Source organism: Halorubrum ruber, from assembly GCF_018228765.1.
Lineage (GTDB): Archaea > Halobacteriota > Halobacteria > Halobacteriales > Haloferacaceae > Halorubrum > Halorubrum ruber.
In genome coordinates, this window is the sequence record NZ_CP073695.1 from 2,714,895 (window position 1) to 2,731,774 (window position 16,880).

General features: G+C 71.7%; 17 protein-coding genes and 1 pseudogene. 9 read left to right on the forward strand and 9 right to left on the reverse strand.

The annotated features are described in order from the left end of the window. Nucleotides 1-12: 12 nt before the first annotated feature. On the reverse strand, nucleotides 13-498 hold the full coding sequence (locus tag J7656_RS13410) for a bZIP transcription factor (protein WP_211553557.1): 486 nt from the start codon (nucleotides 496-498) through the stop codon (nucleotides 13-15). Between the two features lie 160 nt (nucleotides 499-658). Between J7656_RS13410 and J7656_RS13415 the strand changes: the two genes are divergently transcribed. The 4 genes from J7656_RS13415 (at nucleotide 659) to J7656_RS13430 (ending at nucleotide 4,209) form a co-directional block, all read left to right on the forward strand. Then, entirely contained in the window at nucleotides 659-1,264 is a 606-nt protein-coding gene (locus J7656_RS13415; protein WP_017342402.1) for a double zinc ribbon domain-containing protein, read from the forward strand. A 216-nt stretch (nucleotides 1,265-1,480) separates the two neighbouring features. Next, nucleotides 1,481-1,660, forward strand: coding sequence for a ribbon-helix-helix domain-containing protein (locus J7656_RS13420; RefSeq protein WP_004595187.1), 180 nt, complete (start codon nucleotides 1,481-1,483; stop codon nucleotides 1,658-1,660). A 4-nt stretch (nucleotides 1,661-1,664) separates the two neighbouring features. Then, nucleotides 1,665-2,909, forward strand: a complete 1,245-nt coding sequence (gene ftsZ, locus J7656_RS13425; protein ID WP_017342400.1) for a cell division protein FtsZ — start codon at nucleotides 1,665-1,667, stop codon at nucleotides 2,907-2,909. A 220-nt stretch (nucleotides 2,910-3,129) separates the two neighbouring features. Beyond that, a complete protein-coding gene (locus J7656_RS13430) occupies nucleotides 3,130-4,209 on the forward strand; it encodes a zinc-dependent alcohol dehydrogenase (RefSeq protein ID WP_017342399.1) in 1,080 nt (359 codons plus the stop codon). Between the two features lie 13 nt (nucleotides 4,210-4,222). Here the strand turns inward: J7656_RS13430 and J7656_RS13435 are convergent, their stop codons facing one another. The 3 genes from J7656_RS13435 to J7656_RS13445 form a co-directional block, all read right to left on the reverse strand. After that, a complete protein-coding gene (locus J7656_RS13435) occupies nucleotides 4,223-4,993 on the reverse strand; it encodes a CDP-alcohol phosphatidyltransferase family protein (RefSeq protein WP_211553558.1) in 771 nt (256 codons plus the stop codon). Nucleotides 4,994-5,067: 74 nt separating this feature from the next. Next, the gene (locus J7656_RS13440; RefSeq protein WP_211553559.1) at nucleotides 5,068-5,454 is read right to left on the reverse strand and encodes a DUF7475 family protein; all 387 of its coding nucleotides are present in this window, start codon (nucleotides 5,452-5,454) and stop codon (nucleotides 5,068-5,070) included. A gap of 62 nt (nucleotides 5,455-5,516) precedes the next feature. Next, a complete protein-coding gene (locus J7656_RS13445) occupies nucleotides 5,517-7,496 on the reverse strand; it encodes an aldo/keto reductase (protein ID WP_211553561.1) in 1,980 nt (659 codons plus the stop codon). Nucleotides 7,497-7,625: 129 nt separating this feature from the next. On the opposite strand from J7656_RS13445, the gene J7656_RS13450 reads away from it, so the two are divergent. From J7656_RS13450 to J7656_RS13465, 4 genes are all read left to right on the forward strand, one after another. Then, complete coding sequence (locus J7656_RS13450; protein ID WP_211554581.1) at nucleotides 7,626-8,501, forward strand: alkaline phosphatase family protein; 876 nt, start codon at nucleotides 7,626-7,628, stop codon at nucleotides 8,499-8,501. A gap of 71 nt (nucleotides 8,502-8,572) precedes the next feature. Then, nucleotides 8,573-8,950, forward strand: a complete 378-nt coding sequence (locus tag J7656_RS13455; RefSeq protein WP_211553562.1) for a 6-pyruvoyl trahydropterin synthase family protein — start codon at nucleotides 8,573-8,575, stop codon at nucleotides 8,948-8,950. Continuing rightward, nucleotides 8,947-10,056, forward strand: coding sequence for a glycosyltransferase family 4 protein (locus J7656_RS13460; RefSeq protein WP_211553563.1), 1,110 nt, complete (start codon nucleotides 8,947-8,949; stop codon nucleotides 10,054-10,056). The genes J7656_RS13455 and J7656_RS13460 overlap by 4 nt, the downstream gene beginning before the upstream one ends. Continuing rightward, nucleotides 10,053-11,054 carry a hypothetical protein gene (locus J7656_RS13465; protein WP_211553564.1) on the forward strand — a complete coding sequence of 334 codons (1,002 nt, stop codon included), beginning with the start codon at nucleotides 10,053-10,055 and terminating at the stop codon, nucleotides 11,052-11,054. Before J7656_RS13460 ends, J7656_RS13465 begins: the two co-directional genes overlap by 4 nt. Nucleotides 11,055-11,099: 45 nt before the next feature. Here J7656_RS13465 and ncsA read toward each other — a convergent pair whose 3' ends face one another. After that, on the reverse strand, nucleotides 11,100-12,113 hold the full coding sequence (ncsA, locus tag J7656_RS13470; protein ID WP_211553565.1) for a tRNA 2-thiolation protein NcsA: 1,014 nt from the start codon (nucleotides 12,111-12,113) through the stop codon (nucleotides 11,100-11,102). Between the two features lie 593 nt (nucleotides 12,114-12,706). Between ncsA and J7656_RS13475 the strand changes: the two genes are divergently transcribed. Next, complete coding sequence (locus J7656_RS13475; RefSeq protein ID WP_211553566.1) at nucleotides 12,707-13,225, forward strand: DUF4442 domain-containing protein; 519 nt, start codon at nucleotides 12,707-12,709, stop codon at nucleotides 13,223-13,225. 30 nt (nucleotides 13,226-13,255) lie between these two features. Here the strand turns inward: J7656_RS13475 and J7656_RS13480 are convergent, their stop codons facing one another. From J7656_RS13480 to J7656_RS13495, 4 genes and pseudogenes are all read right to left on the reverse strand, one after another. Further along, the gene (locus J7656_RS13480) at nucleotides 13,256-14,020 is read right to left on the reverse strand and encodes a response regulator (RefSeq protein ID WP_017342389.1); all 765 of its coding nucleotides are present in this window, start codon (nucleotides 14,018-14,020) and stop codon (nucleotides 13,256-13,258) included. Nucleotides 14,021-14,125: 105 nt separating this feature from the next. Next, nucleotides 14,126-15,075 (reverse strand): annotated as a pseudogene (locus J7656_RS13485) (alpha/beta fold hydrolase). Between the two features lie 84 nt (nucleotides 15,076-15,159). Then, nucleotides 15,160-16,419 (reverse strand): methylmalonyl Co-A mutase-associated GTPase MeaB, encoded by a 1,260-nt coding sequence (gene meaB, locus J7656_RS13490; RefSeq protein ID WP_017342387.1) that lies wholly within the window; start codon nucleotides 16,417-16,419, stop codon nucleotides 15,160-15,162. After that, entirely contained in the window at nucleotides 16,420-16,839 is a 420-nt protein-coding gene (locus tag J7656_RS13495) for a cobalamin B12-binding domain-containing protein (protein ID WP_004595202.1), read from the reverse strand. It lies immediately after the preceding gene. Nucleotides 16,840-16,880 lie beyond the last annotated feature (41 nt).

Genomic DNA, 16,880 nt, shown 5'->3' on the forward strand with positions numbered 1-16,880 from the left:
GGAGGCGACCGCTTACGCGACGATGATGTCGCTGTCGCTCGACTCGCCGTCGTCGTCGTCCTCGGCGGCCTCCTCGGCCTCCGCGTCGGCGTCGGGCGTCGTCGCCGACTGCTCGGGGACGATGACATCGTCTCCCTCGCTCGCATCGTCCACGGTTGCCGCCTCGCCGTCGCCGCCGTCGGACGGCTCCTCGACCGACTCGAAGACGTCGACGTGGTCGTCGGAATGGGTCGTCCGCTCGCCCCCCGACACCTCTGACGCGTCGTCGGAGGCGGGCTCGTCGGTCGCGGGCTCGCCGGCCGCGGGCTCGCCGGCCGCGGCGTCCGTCGCTTCCGACCCGGCTGTCGCCTCGGCGGCCGCCTCCTCCACCGCGACCGACCGCTCGTCTTCCAGCTGTCGGACGCGCTCTTTCATCTCGACGAGCTCCTCGGTGAGCCCGTTGACCGCCGCCTGTAGCTCCGCGACCTGCCGTTCGAGGTCCTCGACGCGGTTACTCATTATACACACGCATGCTCGCGCGACGCGTATAAATCTGCGTCAGACACATGTGTGACCAAACCGCACGATCCGGGCGTCGTCAGCGCGAACGTTTCGGCGCCGTGAAACGTGTCAGACAGCAGGAGAAGATACTTATACCGACCGGAGATACTCCTTCGGTATGAGCAAGATCACCTTCCGGGCGGACGACGACCTCGTCGACCGGCTGGAAGCGTGTGACGCCTCCAAAAGCGAGGTGATGCGGGAGGCGCTCCGGACCCACCTCGACGGGGAGGGGGACGCGTCCGACGCGTCCGACGCGGCGACCGGGAGCGTCGACGACGCCCTCGCGGACCGCGTCGACGAGCTGATCGCGGAGCGGCTCGACGCCGCGCTCGACGAGCGGCTCGGTCCGGCGGGCGGCGCCGCAACGCGGGCGTATACGCCCGAGAACGCCGGCGATATCAACGTAAACGTCACTCTCGACGCCCCGAACGCCGGATCCGACGATCGAGACGACGAGGTTCGTGTGACGCGTGAGACGGCCGGCGAGGCGGAAGCGAGTACGCGTAAGACGGAGGCGGGTCCGGGCGCGCAAACGCGCGAAAACGCTTGCGGCGGATGCGGCGAAATCGTCCCTTCTGACCACGTATACTGCCCGAACTGCGGTGAAAAGCAGTCTCACAGGGCCTTCTGCGAGTGCGGCGACGAGCTCCGAACCGACTGGGCGTTCTGCCCCGGATGCGGACGCCGGACCCCGGCTGCGGACGTTCTGAAAGATCAGTAACGTGGCATAGGCGGCTGTATACGCCTCGTTTCGGGCGTTTTCACGTTCTGTCTTACAGCCACCGGTACTTTTATAATGGTAGCCTCGGTGACTTCAACTGCGTAAGACGGTCGTCTTACAGCGGGCGTCCGGTGCGGGGTGTCGCCCCGCAGTCGGGCGGTTTCGCGCTGTAAGACACACGCGTCGCGTGTTCGCCGTCTTACCGGGGGAATACCAATGGAGCGTGTGACACTACGAATCCCGAAACAGCAGATCGACGAGGTCGAACAGATGGTGGAGACGGGCGAGTTCCCGAACCGGAGCGAGGCGATCCGGTCGGCCGTCCGCGACATGTTGAACGAACAGGACGGCGAGCGCGACGAGCGCGGCCGCAACCGCAACTGGGCGAAGGTGTAAACTGATGCAAGATCTCGTTCAGGACGCCCTCGACAACGCGGAGGCGGAGAAGCGCGACATGGATGACGTCGACATGGGCGACGACGAGTTCGGGGACCCCCGGATCGTCATCGTCGGTGCCGGCGGCGCCGGGAACAACACGGTCAACCGGCTGTACAACATCGGCGTCGACGGCGCCGACACCGTCGCCATCAACACGGACAAACAGCACCTCAAGATGATCGAGGCCGACACCAAGATCCTCGTGGGTAAGTCGCTCACGCAGGGGCTCGGCGCCGGCGGCGACCCCAAGATGGGCGAGCGTGCCACCGAGATGGCTCAGGGCACGATCAAGGAGGTGCTCGGCGACGCGGACCTCGTCTTCGTCACCGCCGGGATGGGCGGCGGCACGGGCACCGGCGCGGCGCCGGTCGTCTCGAAGATCGCCAAAGAGCAGGGCGCCATCGTCGTCGGGATGGTCTCGACGCCGTTCAACGTCGAGCGCGCCCGCACGGTGAAGGCCGAGGAGGGGCTCGAGACCCTGCGCAACGAGGCCGACTCGATCATCGTCCTCGACAACAACCGCCTCCTCGACTACGTCCCGAACCTGCCGATCGGGAAGGCGTTCTCCGTGATGGACCAGATCATCGCGGAGACGGTGAAGGGGATCTCGGAGACGATCACCCAGCCGAGCCTCATCAACCTCGACTACGCGGACATGTCGACGATCATGAATCAGGGCGGCGTCGCGGTCATGCTCGTCGGCGAGACCCAAGACAAGAACAAGACCCAAGAGGTGGTCAACGACGCGATGAACCACCCGCTGCTCGACGTCGACTACCGCGGCGCCTCGGGCGGGCTCGTCCACATCACGGGCGGCCCTGACCTCACGCTGAAGGAGGCCGAGGGGATCGCGAACAACATCACCGAGCGGCTGGAGGCGAACGCCAACGTCATCTGGGGCGCTCGCATTCAGGAGGAGTACAAGGGGAAGGTACGCGTCATGGCGATCATGACGGGCGTCCAGAGCGCGCAGGTGCTCGGTCCCTCGACCCAGAAGCAGGCGGACAAGTCGCGCGCCGCGGCCGGCGGCGAGGACCTCGGCGACTCGCGCCAGCGGGCGGCCGAGGCGAACGACGCCGCGGGCGGCGCGGGCGCCGCGGGCGACAGAGGCGAGCCGGCGGTCTCCGGCGGCACCGACCACGGCTGGGAGTCCGACGGCGGCAGCGACCCGATCGAGAAGAACAACGGGCTCGACGTCATCCGCTGAGCGTCTCGCGACCGCTGCGGTTCGGTTCCAATTCCGTTTTCCATCGGTACTGGTTCGCTTTCGGTTCCGTTTTCCATCGGTACTGGTCCGACCCGCGCACGGCGCGAGGACTTAACATCACACGGTCCGTGGAGACCTACGTGTCACGTCACCAGCCGAGCCGGGGGACGCGGCGTCGCTCCGTCGCCGTCCGCGGTCGAGCCAGATTCGCGACGACACGATGACCGACGCGGCGCTCTACTTCACGGGTCCGGAGACCGTCGAGGTGCGGGAGACGTCGGTCGGCCCGCCGGACGCAGACGAACTGCTCGTCGGCACCCGGGCGTCGGCGATAAGCGCCGGGACGGAGCTGCTCGTGTACCGCGACCAGACGCCCGACGGTCTCCCGGCCGACGAGACGCTCGACGCGCTCGACGGCGACCTCTCGTACCCCCTCCAGTACGGGTACGCCGCGAGCGGGGTCGTCAGCGAGGTCGGCGCGGACGTCGACCCGGAGTGGGTCGGTCGGTCGGTGTTCTCGTTCGTCCCCCACCAGACGAGCTTTCGGACCACCCCCGACTCGGTGGTCGCGCTCCCGCCGGGGACGACGCCGGCCGTCGGGTCGCTCCTCCCCTCGGTCGAGACCGCGACGAACATCGTCCTCGACGCCGCCCCTCGGCTCGGGGAGCGGGTCGTGGTGTTCGGCGCCGGCGTGATCGGGCTCTGCGTCACCCGACTGCTGGCCGCGTTCCCGCTGGAGTCGCTCGTCGTGGTCGACCCGGTCGAGCGTCGTCGGGCCCTCGCGGCGTCGTTCGGCGCCGACCGGACGACGACGCCGGCAGCTCTCGACGACGACGCCGACGCGGGCCTCGGCGGTTCGGACGCCGCGCTCGACGACGCCGGCTCGGACGCCCACCTCCGCGACGCCGGCTCGGACGCCGCGCTCGACGACGCCGACCTCGCGGTCGAACTCTCCGGCCAGCCGAGCGCCCTCGACGACGCGCTCGGCGTCGTCGGCTACGACGCGCGGATCGTCGTCGGGTCGTGGTACGGCACGAAACGCGAGCCGATCGGGCTCGGGGGGCGGTTCCACCGGGACCGCATCGACATCGTCTCCAGCCAAGTGTCGACGATAAGCCCCGAGCTCCGGGGGCGCTGGGACCGCGACCGACGCATGGACGCGGCGCTCGAACGGCTCGACCGGGTCCCCGCCGACGAGCTGATCACCCACCGGATCCCGTTCGAGCGCGCGGCGGAGGCGTACGAGCTGCTCGACTCGGCGGCCGACGAGACGGTACAGGTGATCTTGGAGTACGAGTGAACGGCCGCCGCGGTCACCGGCGGTTGGAGAGGCGTCCGCTGACAAAGAGGTAGTCGCGGGTAAACACCGCCAGCGACGGGAGCAGGACGACGGGCGCGACGGTCCGCACGAGTTCCGTCGGGACCGGCGGGACGAGCGCGACCGTCACGAACACCATCTGGACGCCCGCGAGGTACTTTCCGAGGTCGCTGTCGGGGAGGTCGCCGACGGGGAGCCCGCGGACGCGGCGCAGCCACACGGCGCCGCGGAAGACGTAGCGCGCGGCGGAGATCGAGAGGTACCAGACCGGCAGCAGCCCCCACAGCACCGCCACCAGCGGCGCGGCGACGAACCCGAAGGTGTCGAACGCCATGTCGAGCCGGCGGCCGATATCGGTCTCCCGGCCCACCGTCCGGGCGAGGGTCCCGTCGAGGTTGTCGAGCGCGACGCCGGTCCCGTAACACAGCGCCGGCACCCACGCGAGCGACGTCCCCGGCGGGACGACCGCGAACCCGGCGACGACGGCGTACAGCGCCCCCCGAGCGAGCGTGACCGCGTTCGCCAGCCCGAACAGCCGCCGCCAGAACCCCCCGGCCAGCCGCTCCGGGTCGAGCCGGTAGCCGACGTACCAGAGCTGTCCGGCCCAGCAGCCGCCCGCGACGACGGCGGGAGAGAGCCCCCACCGGCCGGTCGCGTCCATCGGAAACAGCCGGAACAGGAGCGCGGCGAGCGCGACCGCGGCGACGAGCGGGAGCCCGACGCCGACCCCGACGCGGAGGGAGCGCCGCTGCCGTACGCCGGCCATCTACCCGTCACCTCCGGTGTCGGCGACCCCGGCGGCGCGCCCGCACCGCGGTCGGCGCTTCCGAGTCGACACGGCTATCGGCGGAGCAGGGCGACCAGCACGGCGATCAACACGACCTGTGCGATCTTGTCGACGGCGCCGAGCGTCCCGACGTCGGCCGGGAACGACTTCCCCCCGCCCGCGAAGTTGAAGACGTACCACAGGACGATCTGGACGAGCGTGAAGGGGATCCCGACGGCGTACACCGCCCGGCGGCGGTAGTCGAGCAACACCAGCACGACCGCTCCGAGGAAGCCGAATCCGGCGAGAAGGAAGCTGACCCGAAGCGGCAGCGGGAGCCCCCCGACGCCGAGGCGGATGTGGACGGCGGCGGTGATCAGCGCGGCGGCGATGCCTACCCAGTGGAGGCCGCTCAGCGACCCGACGTCTATCCCCGGCCCTTGTGATTCGGTCGTTGCCATATCACACAGACGGGCTTCACTCACAAAGAAATACCGCCGGTGTCCGATCGGCACCGACCGTCTCACCGCTCGAAGTCGGGGTCTCGAAGGGCGTCGATTCGCGCGATCTCGTCGTCGGTCAGCCGCTCGCTCCCGGCCGCCAGGTTCGAGACGACGTGCGACTCGGCGGTGCTCGACGGGATCGGGACGACCCCCTGCGAGGCGTTCCACGCGATCACGACCTCAGCCGGCGAGAGCTCCCGCTCCGTCCCGATCGCGTTCAGGTCGGGCTCGTCGAGGAGGCCGGGCGCCGACAGCGGCGAGTGCGCGACCACCCGGATCCCTCGCTCGTGACAGAACTCGACCAGATCGTTCCGGGGGCGATAGGGGTGTCGCTCCACCTGGACGAGCGCAGGGTCGACCGTCCCCGCTTCCAGGACCGTCTCCAACTGCGCCCGCGAGACGTTACAGATCCCGAGCGTCCGCGCCCACCCCCTGTCGTGAACGGCCTCCAAGTTCTCCCACGCGGTCGCGAGCGACACGTCGGCGGTCGCGGGCTCGCCGTCCGCGCCCTCGGGGAAGGTGAGCGCCTCCTGCCGCTCGACCGGCTCCTCGGCGAGCCGGCGAAGCTCGCCCCGGTGGTCGAGCGCCGAGGGCCAGTGGAGCGCGTAGCAGTCGAACGCGTCGATCCCGAGCTCCTCGCGGCTGCCCGCGCAGGCGGCGAGCAGGTGCTCGCGGCGGTGGTTCGTGCGCCACGCCTTCCCGAGGAGGAACACGCGCTCGCGGTCGGGTGCGCCCGGCGCGGCGAGCAGCTCCCCGATCCGGTGTTCGTTGCCGTACAGCTCGGCTGAGTCGAGGAGGCGGTAGCCGGCGTCGAGCGCGGTCGCGATCGAGTCGGCGCGCTCGACGTACTCCCCGTCGCGGTAGCGCGAGCAGCCGAAGCCGACGGCGGGGAGTCGGAGCGCGCGCGGGCCCGACTCTGTCTCTCCTCCAATCTGCTTCTCCGGCCGCACCACCGGCGCCGGCGGCGGGTCGGCGGTCGCGCCGCAGTCGTCGACCGCGACCGGGCCGTCGCCTTCGGCGGCCGTCTCGATCGCGTTGCAGACGGCGACGACGTGGGCGCCCCGACGTCCCCCCGCCCGCGACGGCGACCCGGCCTCGACCGTCGCGGCGAGGCGCTCGACCGCGTCGACGTACTCGTACGGTTCCGCGGGCGCGTCCGGCGGCGCGCTCACGTACTCCCGGCCGACGCGGCCGAACCGGACGTGATCGCGGCCGGTCTCCATCGCGCCGGTCCCCTTCAGGTACAGCGAGCCGTCGTCGCCGTGGAGCTCCAGCCCGTAGAACTCCCGGCTCCGGTGGGGGGCGTAGAAGCTGGCCGTGAGTCTGACGGTCGGCCCCGCCGCGAACGCGAGCGTCGCCTCGACGTGGCTCGGCGTCGACGGCCGCCGCTCCTCCCGGGCGGGCCAGACGTCGAGGGCGTCGGCGACGCGGACGCGCTCGACCGGCCCGAACCACGAGACGAGGAGCGCGAGGGGGTACACCGCCCCGTCGTACAGCGGCCCGATCTCGAGGAAGGAGTCTGGCCGGTCGTGCCAGTCGGTGACGCGGCCGACGTGGGCGTGGGCGTACCCCAGCCCCACCGGCCCGAGCCGGCCGTCGGCGAGGAGTCGGCCCGCGCGGCGCTGCGAGGGCGCTCGCGGCGTCCCGGGCGCGCAGCCGAGGGCGAGTCCGCGGTCGCGGGCGAGCGCCACCAGCGACCGCGCCTCGTCGGCGTCGAGCGCGAGCGGCTTCTGCGAGTAGACGTGGCGGTCCGCTTCGAGCGCGGTCCGCGTCACCGGCGCGTGGGCCGCGTGGCTCGTCAGGTTCACGACGAGCGGCGCGTCGACGCGCTCCAGCGCGGTCTCCAGGTCGGCGAACGACGGGCAGCCGTGGTCCGCGGCGAGGGCGGCGGCGCGGTCGGCGTCGAGGTCGACGACGCCGGCCAGCGACAGCGAGCTCTCCGGCAGGCCGGCGGCGTACTCGGGCGCGATCGCCCCCGCGCCGACGAGCAGGCAGTTCACGGTCGTACCGAGGCGGCGAGACGTATAGGTGTCCCGACGGCGGCGGGGCGTCGCCGGAGGCGACGGTGGCGCTCCCGCCGGAGCGGTTTAGTCGCCTCGCGCCAACTCACGGTCGTGACGGAGCCGGGCATGGGCCGCCTCGGGACCGCCTACCTGCGCGGGCTACAGGCGATCGGTCGGCGGCTCGACTACGGGACGAACGCCTTCGACCGCGAGTGGGACGTCCTCGTCGTCCTCGACGCCTGTCGGGCCGACCTGCTGCGCTCGGTCGCGCCCGACTTCGAGTTCCTCGGCGGGGTCGAGACGGTCCGGTCGGTCGGGAGCTCCTCCTCGGAGTGGTTAGAGAACACCTTCGTCGGCCACCCCGAGACGGCGCGGACCGCGATGGTCACCGGAAACACGTGGACCGACCGCTACCTCGACGCCGACGCGTTCGCCGCACTCGACGAGGTGTGGAAGTACGCGTGGGACGAGGAGGCGGGAACCGTGCCGGCCGCGGCCGTGACGGACCGGGCGATCGCGCTCGCCCGCGAGCGCGACCCCGACCGGCTCGTCGTCCACTACATGCAGCCGCACCACCCCTTCGTCCCGGACCCCCTCGACGGCGACGACGGGCTGGCGCGGACCGGGAGCCACAGCAACGCGGGGAACCCGTGGGTGCTGCTCCGACGCGGCGAGGTCTCGGTCGAGCGCGTCTGGACGGCGTATGAGGCGAACCTCCGACACGTCCTCGGCGAGGTCGAGTCCCTCGCGGCGAACGTCGACGGGCGGATCGCGGTCACCGCCGACCACGGCAACTGCTTCGGCGAGTGGGGGCTGTACGGCCACCCGATGCACACGCCCGTCCCCGCGCTGCTCGCGGTCCCGTGGTCGACGGTCGACGGCGCGGACGAGGGGACGCGCGAGCCGACCCTGACGCCGCCCGAGCCGCTACCGGTGTCGTGGGTCCACGGCGACGGGGACGAGACGGACCGGGACCGGCTGCGCGCGCTCGGCTATTTATAAAAAGCGCCGACGCGTCGAACGTCCTTCCGCCGCCCTCCGGCTTTAGGTTGCTCGCGCCCGTGGATCGGTTCATGTACGCGACGACGGTGCTGACGGACTTCGTGGCCCAGCACTACCTCACGGTCGTCGACGAGGGGCCCGAGAGCGTCCCGCACTCACACCACTTCGAGGTGGAGCTGACCTTCCGCGGCCCCGAGCTGAACGAGCACGACTACCTCGTCGACATCGACGACGCCGAGGCGGCGCTGGCCGACCTCGCCGACCGCTACCGCGACGAGCTGCTCAACGACCTCCCCGAGTTCGAGGGGGACAACCCGAGCGTCGAGCGCTTCGCTCGCGTCGTCTTCGAGCGCGTGACCGACGCGGTGACCGACGACGCGGTGAACGAGCTGGCCGTGACGGTCTGGGAGGACGACGCGGCCGCCGCGACCTACGACGCGCCGGTATGAGGGTCGGGCTCGCGCTGTACGGCAGTCTCGACGAGCGGTCGGGCGGGTTCCGCTACGACCGGAAGCTCGTCGAGGGGCTCCGCGCGGCCGGCGACGCCGTCGAGGTCGTCGAGCTCCCGTGGCGGGCGTACCCGCGCGGGCTGCTGGACAACGCGCTCCCGGGGGTCCGCGACCGCCTCCGCGTCGACGTCGACGTGATGCTCCAAGATGAGCTCGCGCACCCCTCGCTGTTCCTCGCCAACCGCGACCTGCCGTACCCGGTCGTGAGCGTCGTCCACCACCTACGCGCGAGCGAGCCGCGCCGGCTCTCGCCGCTGTACCGCGCCGTCGAGCGCCGCTACCTCGCGACCGTCGACGGCGTCGTCTGTAACAGCGCGGCGACCCGCGACGCTGTCGCCGCCCTCGGGGTCGATCCCGCGGCGACCGTCGTCGCGCCGCCCGCCGGCGACCGGTTCGACCCCGCGATCGACGACGACGCGATCGCGGCGCGGGCCGCGTCGCTCGACGGTCCCGACCCCGACCCGCTCCGCGTCGCGTTCGTCGGCAACGTCGAGCCGCGGAAGGGGCTCGACACGCTCGTCGAGGGGGTCGCCCGCGCCGACGCCGCCGTCGACCTCACGGTCGTCGGTCGGGCGGTCGACGAGTCCCACGTCGCCGACGTGCGGCGGCTGGTCCGGGAGCGGGGGCTCGGCGATCGGGTGCGCTTCGCCGGCCGGCTGTCGGACGCCGAGCTGGCCGACGCGCTCCGCGGGAGCCACGTCCTCGCCGTCCCCTCCCGGTACGAGGGGTTCGGGATCGTCTACTTAGAGGGGATGAGCTTCGGCCTGCCGGCGATCGCCTCCAGTGCGGGCGGCGCGAGCGAGACGGTCGCCGACGGCGAGACGGGCGTCCTCGTCGACCCGGACGACCCGGCCGCCGTCGCCCGCGCGCTCGACGGATTCGCGGCCGACCCCGACCGGCTCGCCGAGATGGGCCGCGCCGCGAGGCGTCGGTACGAGCGCCACCCGGACTGGGAGGAGACGACGGCCCGCGTCCGCCGGCTCCTCGCCGGGGTCGCCGACGCGCCCGACGCCGTCGACGCGGCCGAGCCGGAGGTGACGACATGACGGGAGACGGTGACGGCCCTCCGGAGGCCGGCGACGACGCCCTCGCCGCCGACACCGCCGCCTTCCGGCGCTACCTCCGGGCGAAGCAGAGCGTCGACGACCGGGCGCTCGACCGGCGGCTCCTCGGGATCCTCCGCGAGCGGCTCGCGGAGCGGGCCGTCGCGACCGAGGGGCCGCTCCGCGTCTTGGAGGTCGGCGCCGGCGTCGGGACGATGGTCGCCCGGCTGATCGACTGGGAGGTGCTCCCGCCGGGCGAGACGCGGTACGTCGCGGTCGACCGCGACCCGGACGCGCTCGCCGGGCTAGGTCCCTTCCTCCGGGAGTGGGCGGCGGAACGAGACGCACCGACGTCCATCGACGATGGCGGCGACGACGACGCGCTCGTCGTCGAGACCGACGCGCGCACGGTCAGGGTCGAGCCCGTCGCCGCCGACGCGCCCGCGTACGCCGCGGCCCACGCGGGCGAGTCCGACGCGCTGATCGGGATGGCGCTACTGGACGTGCTCGGGCTCGACCGGCTCGATCCGCTGCTCGACGCGCTTGCGCCCGGCGGGACCTACTACTTCCCGATCACCTTCGACGGGGCGACCCGGTTCCGCCCGGCACGTCCCGACGATCGGGAGGTGGAGCGGCTGTACCACCGTCACATGGACGAGAAGCCGGGCGGGAACAGCCGCGCCGGCGGCGCCGCGCTTGCGCGCCTGCGCGAGGCGGACGGCTCGACGCTCCTCGGGGCCGCCGGCTCCGACTGGATCGCGCGTCCCGCCGACGGCGAGGCGGGCTATCCGGGCGACGAGGCGTTCTTCCTCCGACACATCCTCGACACCGTCGAGGCCGCGGTCGGCGAGGTGATCGCCGACGGGGGTGAGACGGGGTCCGTCTCGGCCGACGACCTCGACGCGTGGCTCGAGATTCGCCGCGGACAGGTCGATTCCGGGACGCTCGTCTACCTCACCCACCAGCTCGACCTCATCGGTCGCGTCGACGACGACGCGTGAACGACGCTCCGGTCGCGGTGACGGCGGCGCGTGAACGCGCCCCGGTCACGTCGCCGCCTCGATCGACTCCAGCAGCCGGCACTTCCGACAGACGTCGCGGCTCGTCTGCGAGCCGCAGCGCTCGCACTCGCGGAGGCCGGAGTCGTCGCCCTCGCCGCCGGCGTCCCCCTCGTCGCCTTCGTCGTCCTCGTCGCTCCCGCGGTACGCCTCGGCCGCGAGCGCGGAGAGCTCCTCGTAGCCGGCCATGATCGAGTGGCGCGCGCCGGGGTGGTTCTCCTCCAGCTCGTGGATCGTCGACTGGATCTCGCCGCGGTACGCCTCCTCGGCGTGGGGGCACTCGGCCATGTGCGTGGGGAGGTCGCGGACGTGACAGTACAGGGCGATCTCCTTTTCGGGCACGTCGCGGAGCGGCTTGGCGCGCGGGACGAACGCGTCGGTGGCTTCGCGCTCGTCGAACGGGCCGAGCGAGGCGTCGAAGTGTTTCGCGACCTGCCGCACGTCGCCTTCGAGGAAGTTCATCATCGCGGTCTGCGCCTCGTCGTCGAGGTTGTGGCCGGTGAGCAGCTTGTCGGCGTCGAACTCGGCGGCGTAGTTCTCGAGGAGGTCGCGGCGGAACACGCCGCAGTACGCGCAGGCGGCCATGTCCTCGGGGTCGTCCTCGACGACGTCGTCCATCCGCACGTCGAACTCCTCCTCGTAGGAGACGAGCTCGTGGCGCAGCGAGAGCTCGTCGGCGAGCTCGACGCAGGCGTCGACGCTCGCGTCGCGGTACCCCTCGATCCCCTCGTGGATCGTGAGAGCGAGCATCTCGACGCGGGGGTCCTTCCCGAACACGTCGTCTAAGATCCGCGTCAGGGCGACGCTGTCTTTCCCGCCGGAGAGCCCGATCACCCAGCGATCCGGGTCGTCGGGCGTCGCGTCCGGGTCGAGGAGGCCGTCCTCGCGGACCCGACGCTTCACGCGCTTCTCGACCGACTGCCGGAGGTGGTGGCCGCAGAGGTGCGCCCCGGAGTAGGCGGCGTGGTGGATCGCGTCGCTCCCGCACTTGTCGCACTCCATCGGTGTCCGGTTGCGGTCGCGCGGGGATACCCGTTTCGGGCCGAGACGATCTAATTGGCGGCTTCGTCGACGCGAGCGCTTCCGAAGCGCCACTCGCTCGCTTATAAATGGTTGACAACAGATCGGCGGCGAACACCTCCGAAGCCCCAGCCGCTCGATTATAAATGATTGCTGGCGAATCGACGGCGAACACCGCCAAAGCCCCAACCACTCACTTATAAATGATTGCTGGCAGATCGACGGCGAACACCGCCAAAGCCCCAGCCGGGAGGACTCGCGCGGCTCGCTGCGCTCCTCGCTCAGTCGCTATCGCTCCTTCGCTGCGGTGCTTACGTCGCCGTGCTTCGCCCTCCCGGCTGCCCCTTTGAGTCCCGCCCCGCACCGCAACCGCACCTCACGCCTCCCCAACCTCGTCGGTCGCCCGTCGCTCCGCTCCGGGCGACCGACTCCCTCGCGCGTGCTCCTCGCGCCCTGCGGGCGCTCGGAGGCACGCGCCATCGTGGGTTGTGGGAGTACGTGTCCGACGTCGACAACCCCCGGCCGGTTGTCACCGGTTCCGACACCGGTTTGTCACCGGGGCGTCCCGGATCGCCGTGAGCGATTCCCCGACCGGGGTCGACCGCGACCCCGACCCGCGGCCGCTGCGCGAGGACCCGCCCGCGGAGAGCCGCCGGACGCGGCTCTGGCGACTCGGGTTCAACCTCCTCCCCGCGTACCGGGGCACGGGCGCGCGCGTCGACCACATCGCGGCCGACTGGCGCTACATTCGAATTCGACTGCCGCTGAACTGGCGCACCCGCAACGCGGTCGGGACGATCTTCGGCGGCAGCATCTACGCCGCGATCGACCCGGTATACATGATGATGCTGCGGCGGGTCCTCGGCGACGCGTTCACGGTGTGGGACAAGTCGGCCGCGCTGGAGTTCATCGAACCCGGCCGCGACACGCTGTACGCCGAGTTCGAGGTGCCAACTGCCGAGACCGAGGCGATCCGCGAGACGCTTGTGCCGGGCGAGTCGACCGACCGCGAGTACCTCGTCTCACTGGTCGACGACGAGGGGGAAGTCCACGCGGCCTGCGAGAAGACGCTGTACGTGCGCCGCGACGGGTGAGGCGGGCGGAATCCTGCGGTTCGCGGCCGTTCAGTCGTCGGCGACCGGCCGTACCGCGTCGAGCGGCGACACCGAGATGACCAGCCGGTCGTCCGCCGTCGCGCTCACCATCTTCGACTCGGCGAACCGGCTGCCGTCCGCCCGGAGCCCCGTGCTCGCCCCCGTCCACCGCTCACCGTCGGTCACGGCCGGGATGACGTTCGTCTCGATGTGTTCGACCTCGGTCTCGGGATGGAGCCGCTGCCACGGCTCTCCCTCTAACTCCTCGGGGGCGTAGCCGTACAACGCGCCGTACTCCTCGCCGACGAACTCGAAGGTCCCGTCGGGCGCCACGGTACAGACCCCGTCGAGCGCCACGTCCGCCTCGGTCAGGTCGTCGGCGTCCCGAGCCGCAAAACCCCCGTTCTCGCCGGCTGCGGTCCGCTTGACGCGCCGCAACAGCGCCGTGTAGCCGTCCGCGCCGCCCCGTTTCGAGACGTAGTCGCTGACGCCGGCGCGGACCATCTCGGCCGCGATGTCGGCCGGGCCGGTCGCGGAAAACAGGAGGAACGGGAGGTCCGGGTCGACCTCGCGGGCGGCCGAGAGCAGTTCCACGCCGGTCAGGCGGGGCATGTCGTAGTCGCTGACGACGCAGTCGAACGACTCGCGCTCGATCCGGCGGAGCGCGTCGTCGGGGCGGGTCTCGACCGCGGTCTCGCAGTCGAGGTCGGCGTCGCGTTCGAGGTGGGTCGCGACGAGCCGCGCGAGTCCGGGCTCGTCGTCGACGCACAGCACGCGAAACGTCTCGTTCGTCATACGCGTCTTCGGCGGACGGCGTACTTATTCGTGTTCGCCCGATGCTCAGCGCTGAGAACCGGGGGCGACGGCGATCGAAGAGCGTCGGGCGACGGGCCAGCCGAGCTACGCCGCCGCGGCCGCGACGAGCGCCTCCTCGACCGTCTCGACGAACCGCTCGGGGTGTTCGACGTGGGGGAGCAGCCGCGCGCGGTCGAAGACGACGAGGCGCGCGTCCGCTGCGTCCGCGAGCTCGCGGCCGTCCGTGAGCGGGCTCACGGTCGCCTCGCGGCCCCAGACGATCGTCGGGGCACGTCGAGGTCGCCGAGCGCGGCGGCGAGGTCGATATCGCTGTTGAGCGTCCCCGAGACGAACGAGGCGGGCGCGAAGCGCGCGTTCTCGACGTGGGTCGTGCGCCACTCGTAGTCGGTCCACTCCGCGCTCTGGTTCGCGGGGTCGTCGTAGCCGTGGTCGGCGTTAAAGTACCGGATCGACGGCTTCGCAGTGATGACGTTGAACAGCGCCTGCCCGACGAGCGGCGCGCGGAACAGCTCCCGCAGCCACCCCTTCGCCGGACTCGGGCCCGCGGTCGCCGTCGGGCAGACCGCGACGAACCCGCTCAGTTCGACGCCGCCCTCCTCGCCGCCGTCGGTCGCCGCGAGCGCGTACGCGGCCGACAGCGAGGAGGCGACGACGGCCGGCTCGTCGAACTCGGCGAGGAAGTCGTGGACGAAGTCCTCGTACAGCGCGGCGGAGTAGCGGAGCGGCGGCCGGTCCGAGCGGCCGTACCCCGGGAAGTCGGGCGCGACGACGTGGTAGTCGGCAGCTAGGTCGTCGAACACCGCGCGCCACTCCCCGGAGGAGCCGGCGGCGTTGATCCCGTGGAGCAGGAGGAGGTCGGGGTCGTCCGGGTCGCCCGCCTCGGTGTAGGCGACGTCCATCCCGCGCCAGCGGAAGGTGCGGTCGTCGCCGTCGAGCGGGGACTCCAACTCGCCCTCGTACCGGAGGCCGGTGTTGATCGCGGCGAGCGCGCCGGTGCCGAGGACGGCACCGCCGAGGAGGTTCCTGAGCTTCATGGAAACCTGTTGGTTCGCTGGCGACTTATACCCGTGGGACGCGGTCGCGGCCGCGGTCCGCGCGACCGCGAACAGGCCCGGGCGTCAGTCGTCGCGCTCGTCGTCGGCGGCGCGCTCCTCGTCGACGCAGTCGGCTATCGGGCCGACGATCGCCTCCGCGACCGCGTACGGGTCCGTCTCTCGGTCCCGGACCCGCTCCGCGAGGCGATCGATCCCGCCGTGCCGCTCGATCTCGGCGGTTGCGAGCGAACCCACGTCCGCGCGCACGAGCGTGCGGATCTCCGCGGCGTACCGGCGCCGCTCGGTCGTCTCGATCTCGCCGGACTCCCGGAGGTACGCCGCATGCGCGTCGAACGCCTCGATCAGCGCCTCGACCCCCTCGCCGCTGTTCGCGACGGTCTCTAACACGTCCGGCGTCCACGAGTCGTCGGCGTCCGCTCCGTGCGCGTCGGCATCGCCCGCGTGCGCGTCGGCATCGCCGTGTCCGGAACCGCCCGCGTGATCGCCGCCGTGGTTGCCGCCATCGTGGTGGCCGTCGCCGTGGTTGCCGCCATCGTGGTGGCCGTCGCCGTGCCCCGCCGCGGAGCCGCCCGCGCCGGTCGAGGCCATCGAGGCCGCGCCGTGGTGGCCGGCGCCGCGACCGGTCGTCCCGCCCTCGCGGCGGTGGACCATCTCCTCTAGCTCCGCGACGGTGCGCTGTGCGCCGTCCATGTCCGCCTTGTTGACGACGAAGACGTCGCCAATCTCTAATATTCCGGCCTTCAGCGTCTGCACGTCGTCGCCGGAGCCGGGCTGGACGAGGACCGCGACCGTGTCCGCGGTACGGACCACGTCGACCTCGTTCTGTCCGGCGCCGACGGTCTCTAAGACCACGACGTCCTTCCCGAAGGCGTCGAGCGCCTTCACCGCGTCCGCGGTCGCCGTCGAGAGGCCGCCCAGCTGGCCGCGCGCGCTCATCGACCGGAAGAACACGTCCATGTCGCCCACGTTCGACCCCATCCGGATCCGGTCGCCGAGGACGGCGCCGCCGGTGTACGGCGAGGAGGGGTCGACCGCGATCACGCCGACGGTGTCGCCGCGGTCGCGGTAGGCGGCGGCGAGCTTGTCGACGAGCGTCGACTTCCCGGCGCCGGGCGAGCCCGTGATCCCGATCACGTCCGCGCCGCCGGTGTGCTCGTGGAGCGCGGAGACGATCGCGCGGTACCCCGGCGTCCGGTTCTCGATCTTGGTGATGACGCGGGCGAGCGCGCGGTGGCTCCCGGAGAGGAGGTCCTCGACGAGCGCGGCGTCGTCGTCGGTGAGCGACGGCGCGTCCGCGAACGCGGGTGCGTCCGGCCCGTCCATCTACGCGCGCTCCGGGACGTTGTTCCGGATGAACTCGATCGTCTCCTCCATCGGCGTCCCGGGGCCGAACACCTCGGCGACGCCTAGCTCCTTCAGCTCGTCCTCGTCCTCGTCCGGGATGATCCCGCCGACGAGGACGAGGGTGTCGTCGAACGCGTCGTACTCCTTCAGCCCCTCGATCACCTTCGGGACGAGCGTGTTGTGCGCGCCCGAGAGGATCGAGATGCCGAGCACGTCGACGTCCTCTTGCACGGCCGCCTGGACGATGTCCTCGGGCGCGCGGTGGAGCCCGGAGTAGACGACCTCGAAGCCGGCGTCGCGGAACGCCCGCGCGATCACGTGTGCCCCCCGGTCGTGGCCGTCGAGCCCGACCTTCGCGACCAGACACCGGACGGCCCGCTCCTGCTGTTCGGCGCTCATACACCCTTCTGTGTCGCGTGCGGGTTTGATTCTAACGGAAG

Coding starts and splice junctions, on each gene's coding strand:
- J7656_RS13410 (WP_211553557.1), bottom strand. CDS start 498: ATGAGTAACCGCGTCGAGGACCTCGAACGGCAGGTCGCGGAGCTACAG.
- J7656_RS13415 (WP_017342402.1), top strand. CDS start 659: ATGAGCAAGATCACCTTCCGGGCGGACGACGACCTCGTCGACCGGCTG.
- J7656_RS13420 (WP_004595187.1), top strand. CDS start 1,481: ATGGAGCGTGTGACACTACGAATCCCGAAACAGCAGATCGACGAGGTC.
- ftsZ (WP_017342400.1), top strand. CDS start 1,665: ATGCAAGATCTCGTTCAGGACGCCCTCGACAACGCGGAGGCGGAGAAG.
- J7656_RS13430 (WP_017342399.1), top strand. CDS start 3,130: ATGACCGACGCGGCGCTCTACTTCACGGGTCCGGAGACCGTCGAGGTG.
- J7656_RS13435 (WP_211553558.1), bottom strand. CDS start 4,993: ATGGCCGGCGTACGGCAGCGGCGCTCCCTCCGCGTCGGGGTCGGCGTC.
- J7656_RS13440 (WP_211553559.1), bottom strand. CDS start 5,454: ATGGCAACGACCGAATCACAAGGGCCGGGGATAGACGTCGGGTCGCTG.
- J7656_RS13450 (WP_211554581.1), top strand. CDS start 7,626: ATGGGCCGCCTCGGGACCGCCTACCTGCGCGGGCTACAGGCGATCGGT.
- J7656_RS13455 (WP_211553562.1), top strand. CDS start 8,573: ATGTACGCGACGACGGTGCTGACGGACTTCGTGGCCCAGCACTACCTC.
- J7656_RS13460 (WP_211553563.1), top strand. CDS start 8,947: ATGAGGGTCGGGCTCGCGCTGTACGGCAGTCTCGACGAGCGGTCGGGC.
- J7656_RS13465 (WP_211553564.1), top strand. CDS start 10,053: ATGACGGGAGACGGTGACGGCCCTCCGGAGGCCGGCGACGACGCCCTC.
- ncsA (WP_211553565.1), bottom strand. CDS start 12,113: ATGGAGTGCGACAAGTGCGGGAGCGACGCGATCCACCACGCCGCCTAC.
- J7656_RS13480 (WP_017342389.1), bottom strand. CDS start 14,020: ATGACGAACGAGACGTTTCGCGTGCTGTGCGTCGACGACGAGCCCGGA.
- meaB (WP_017342387.1), bottom strand. CDS start 16,419: ATGGACGGGCCGGACGCACCCGCGTTCGCGGACGCGCCGTCGCTCACC.
- J7656_RS13495 (WP_004595202.1), bottom strand. CDS start 16,839: ATGAGCGCCGAACAGCAGGAGCGGGCCGTCCGGTGTCTGGTCGCGAAG.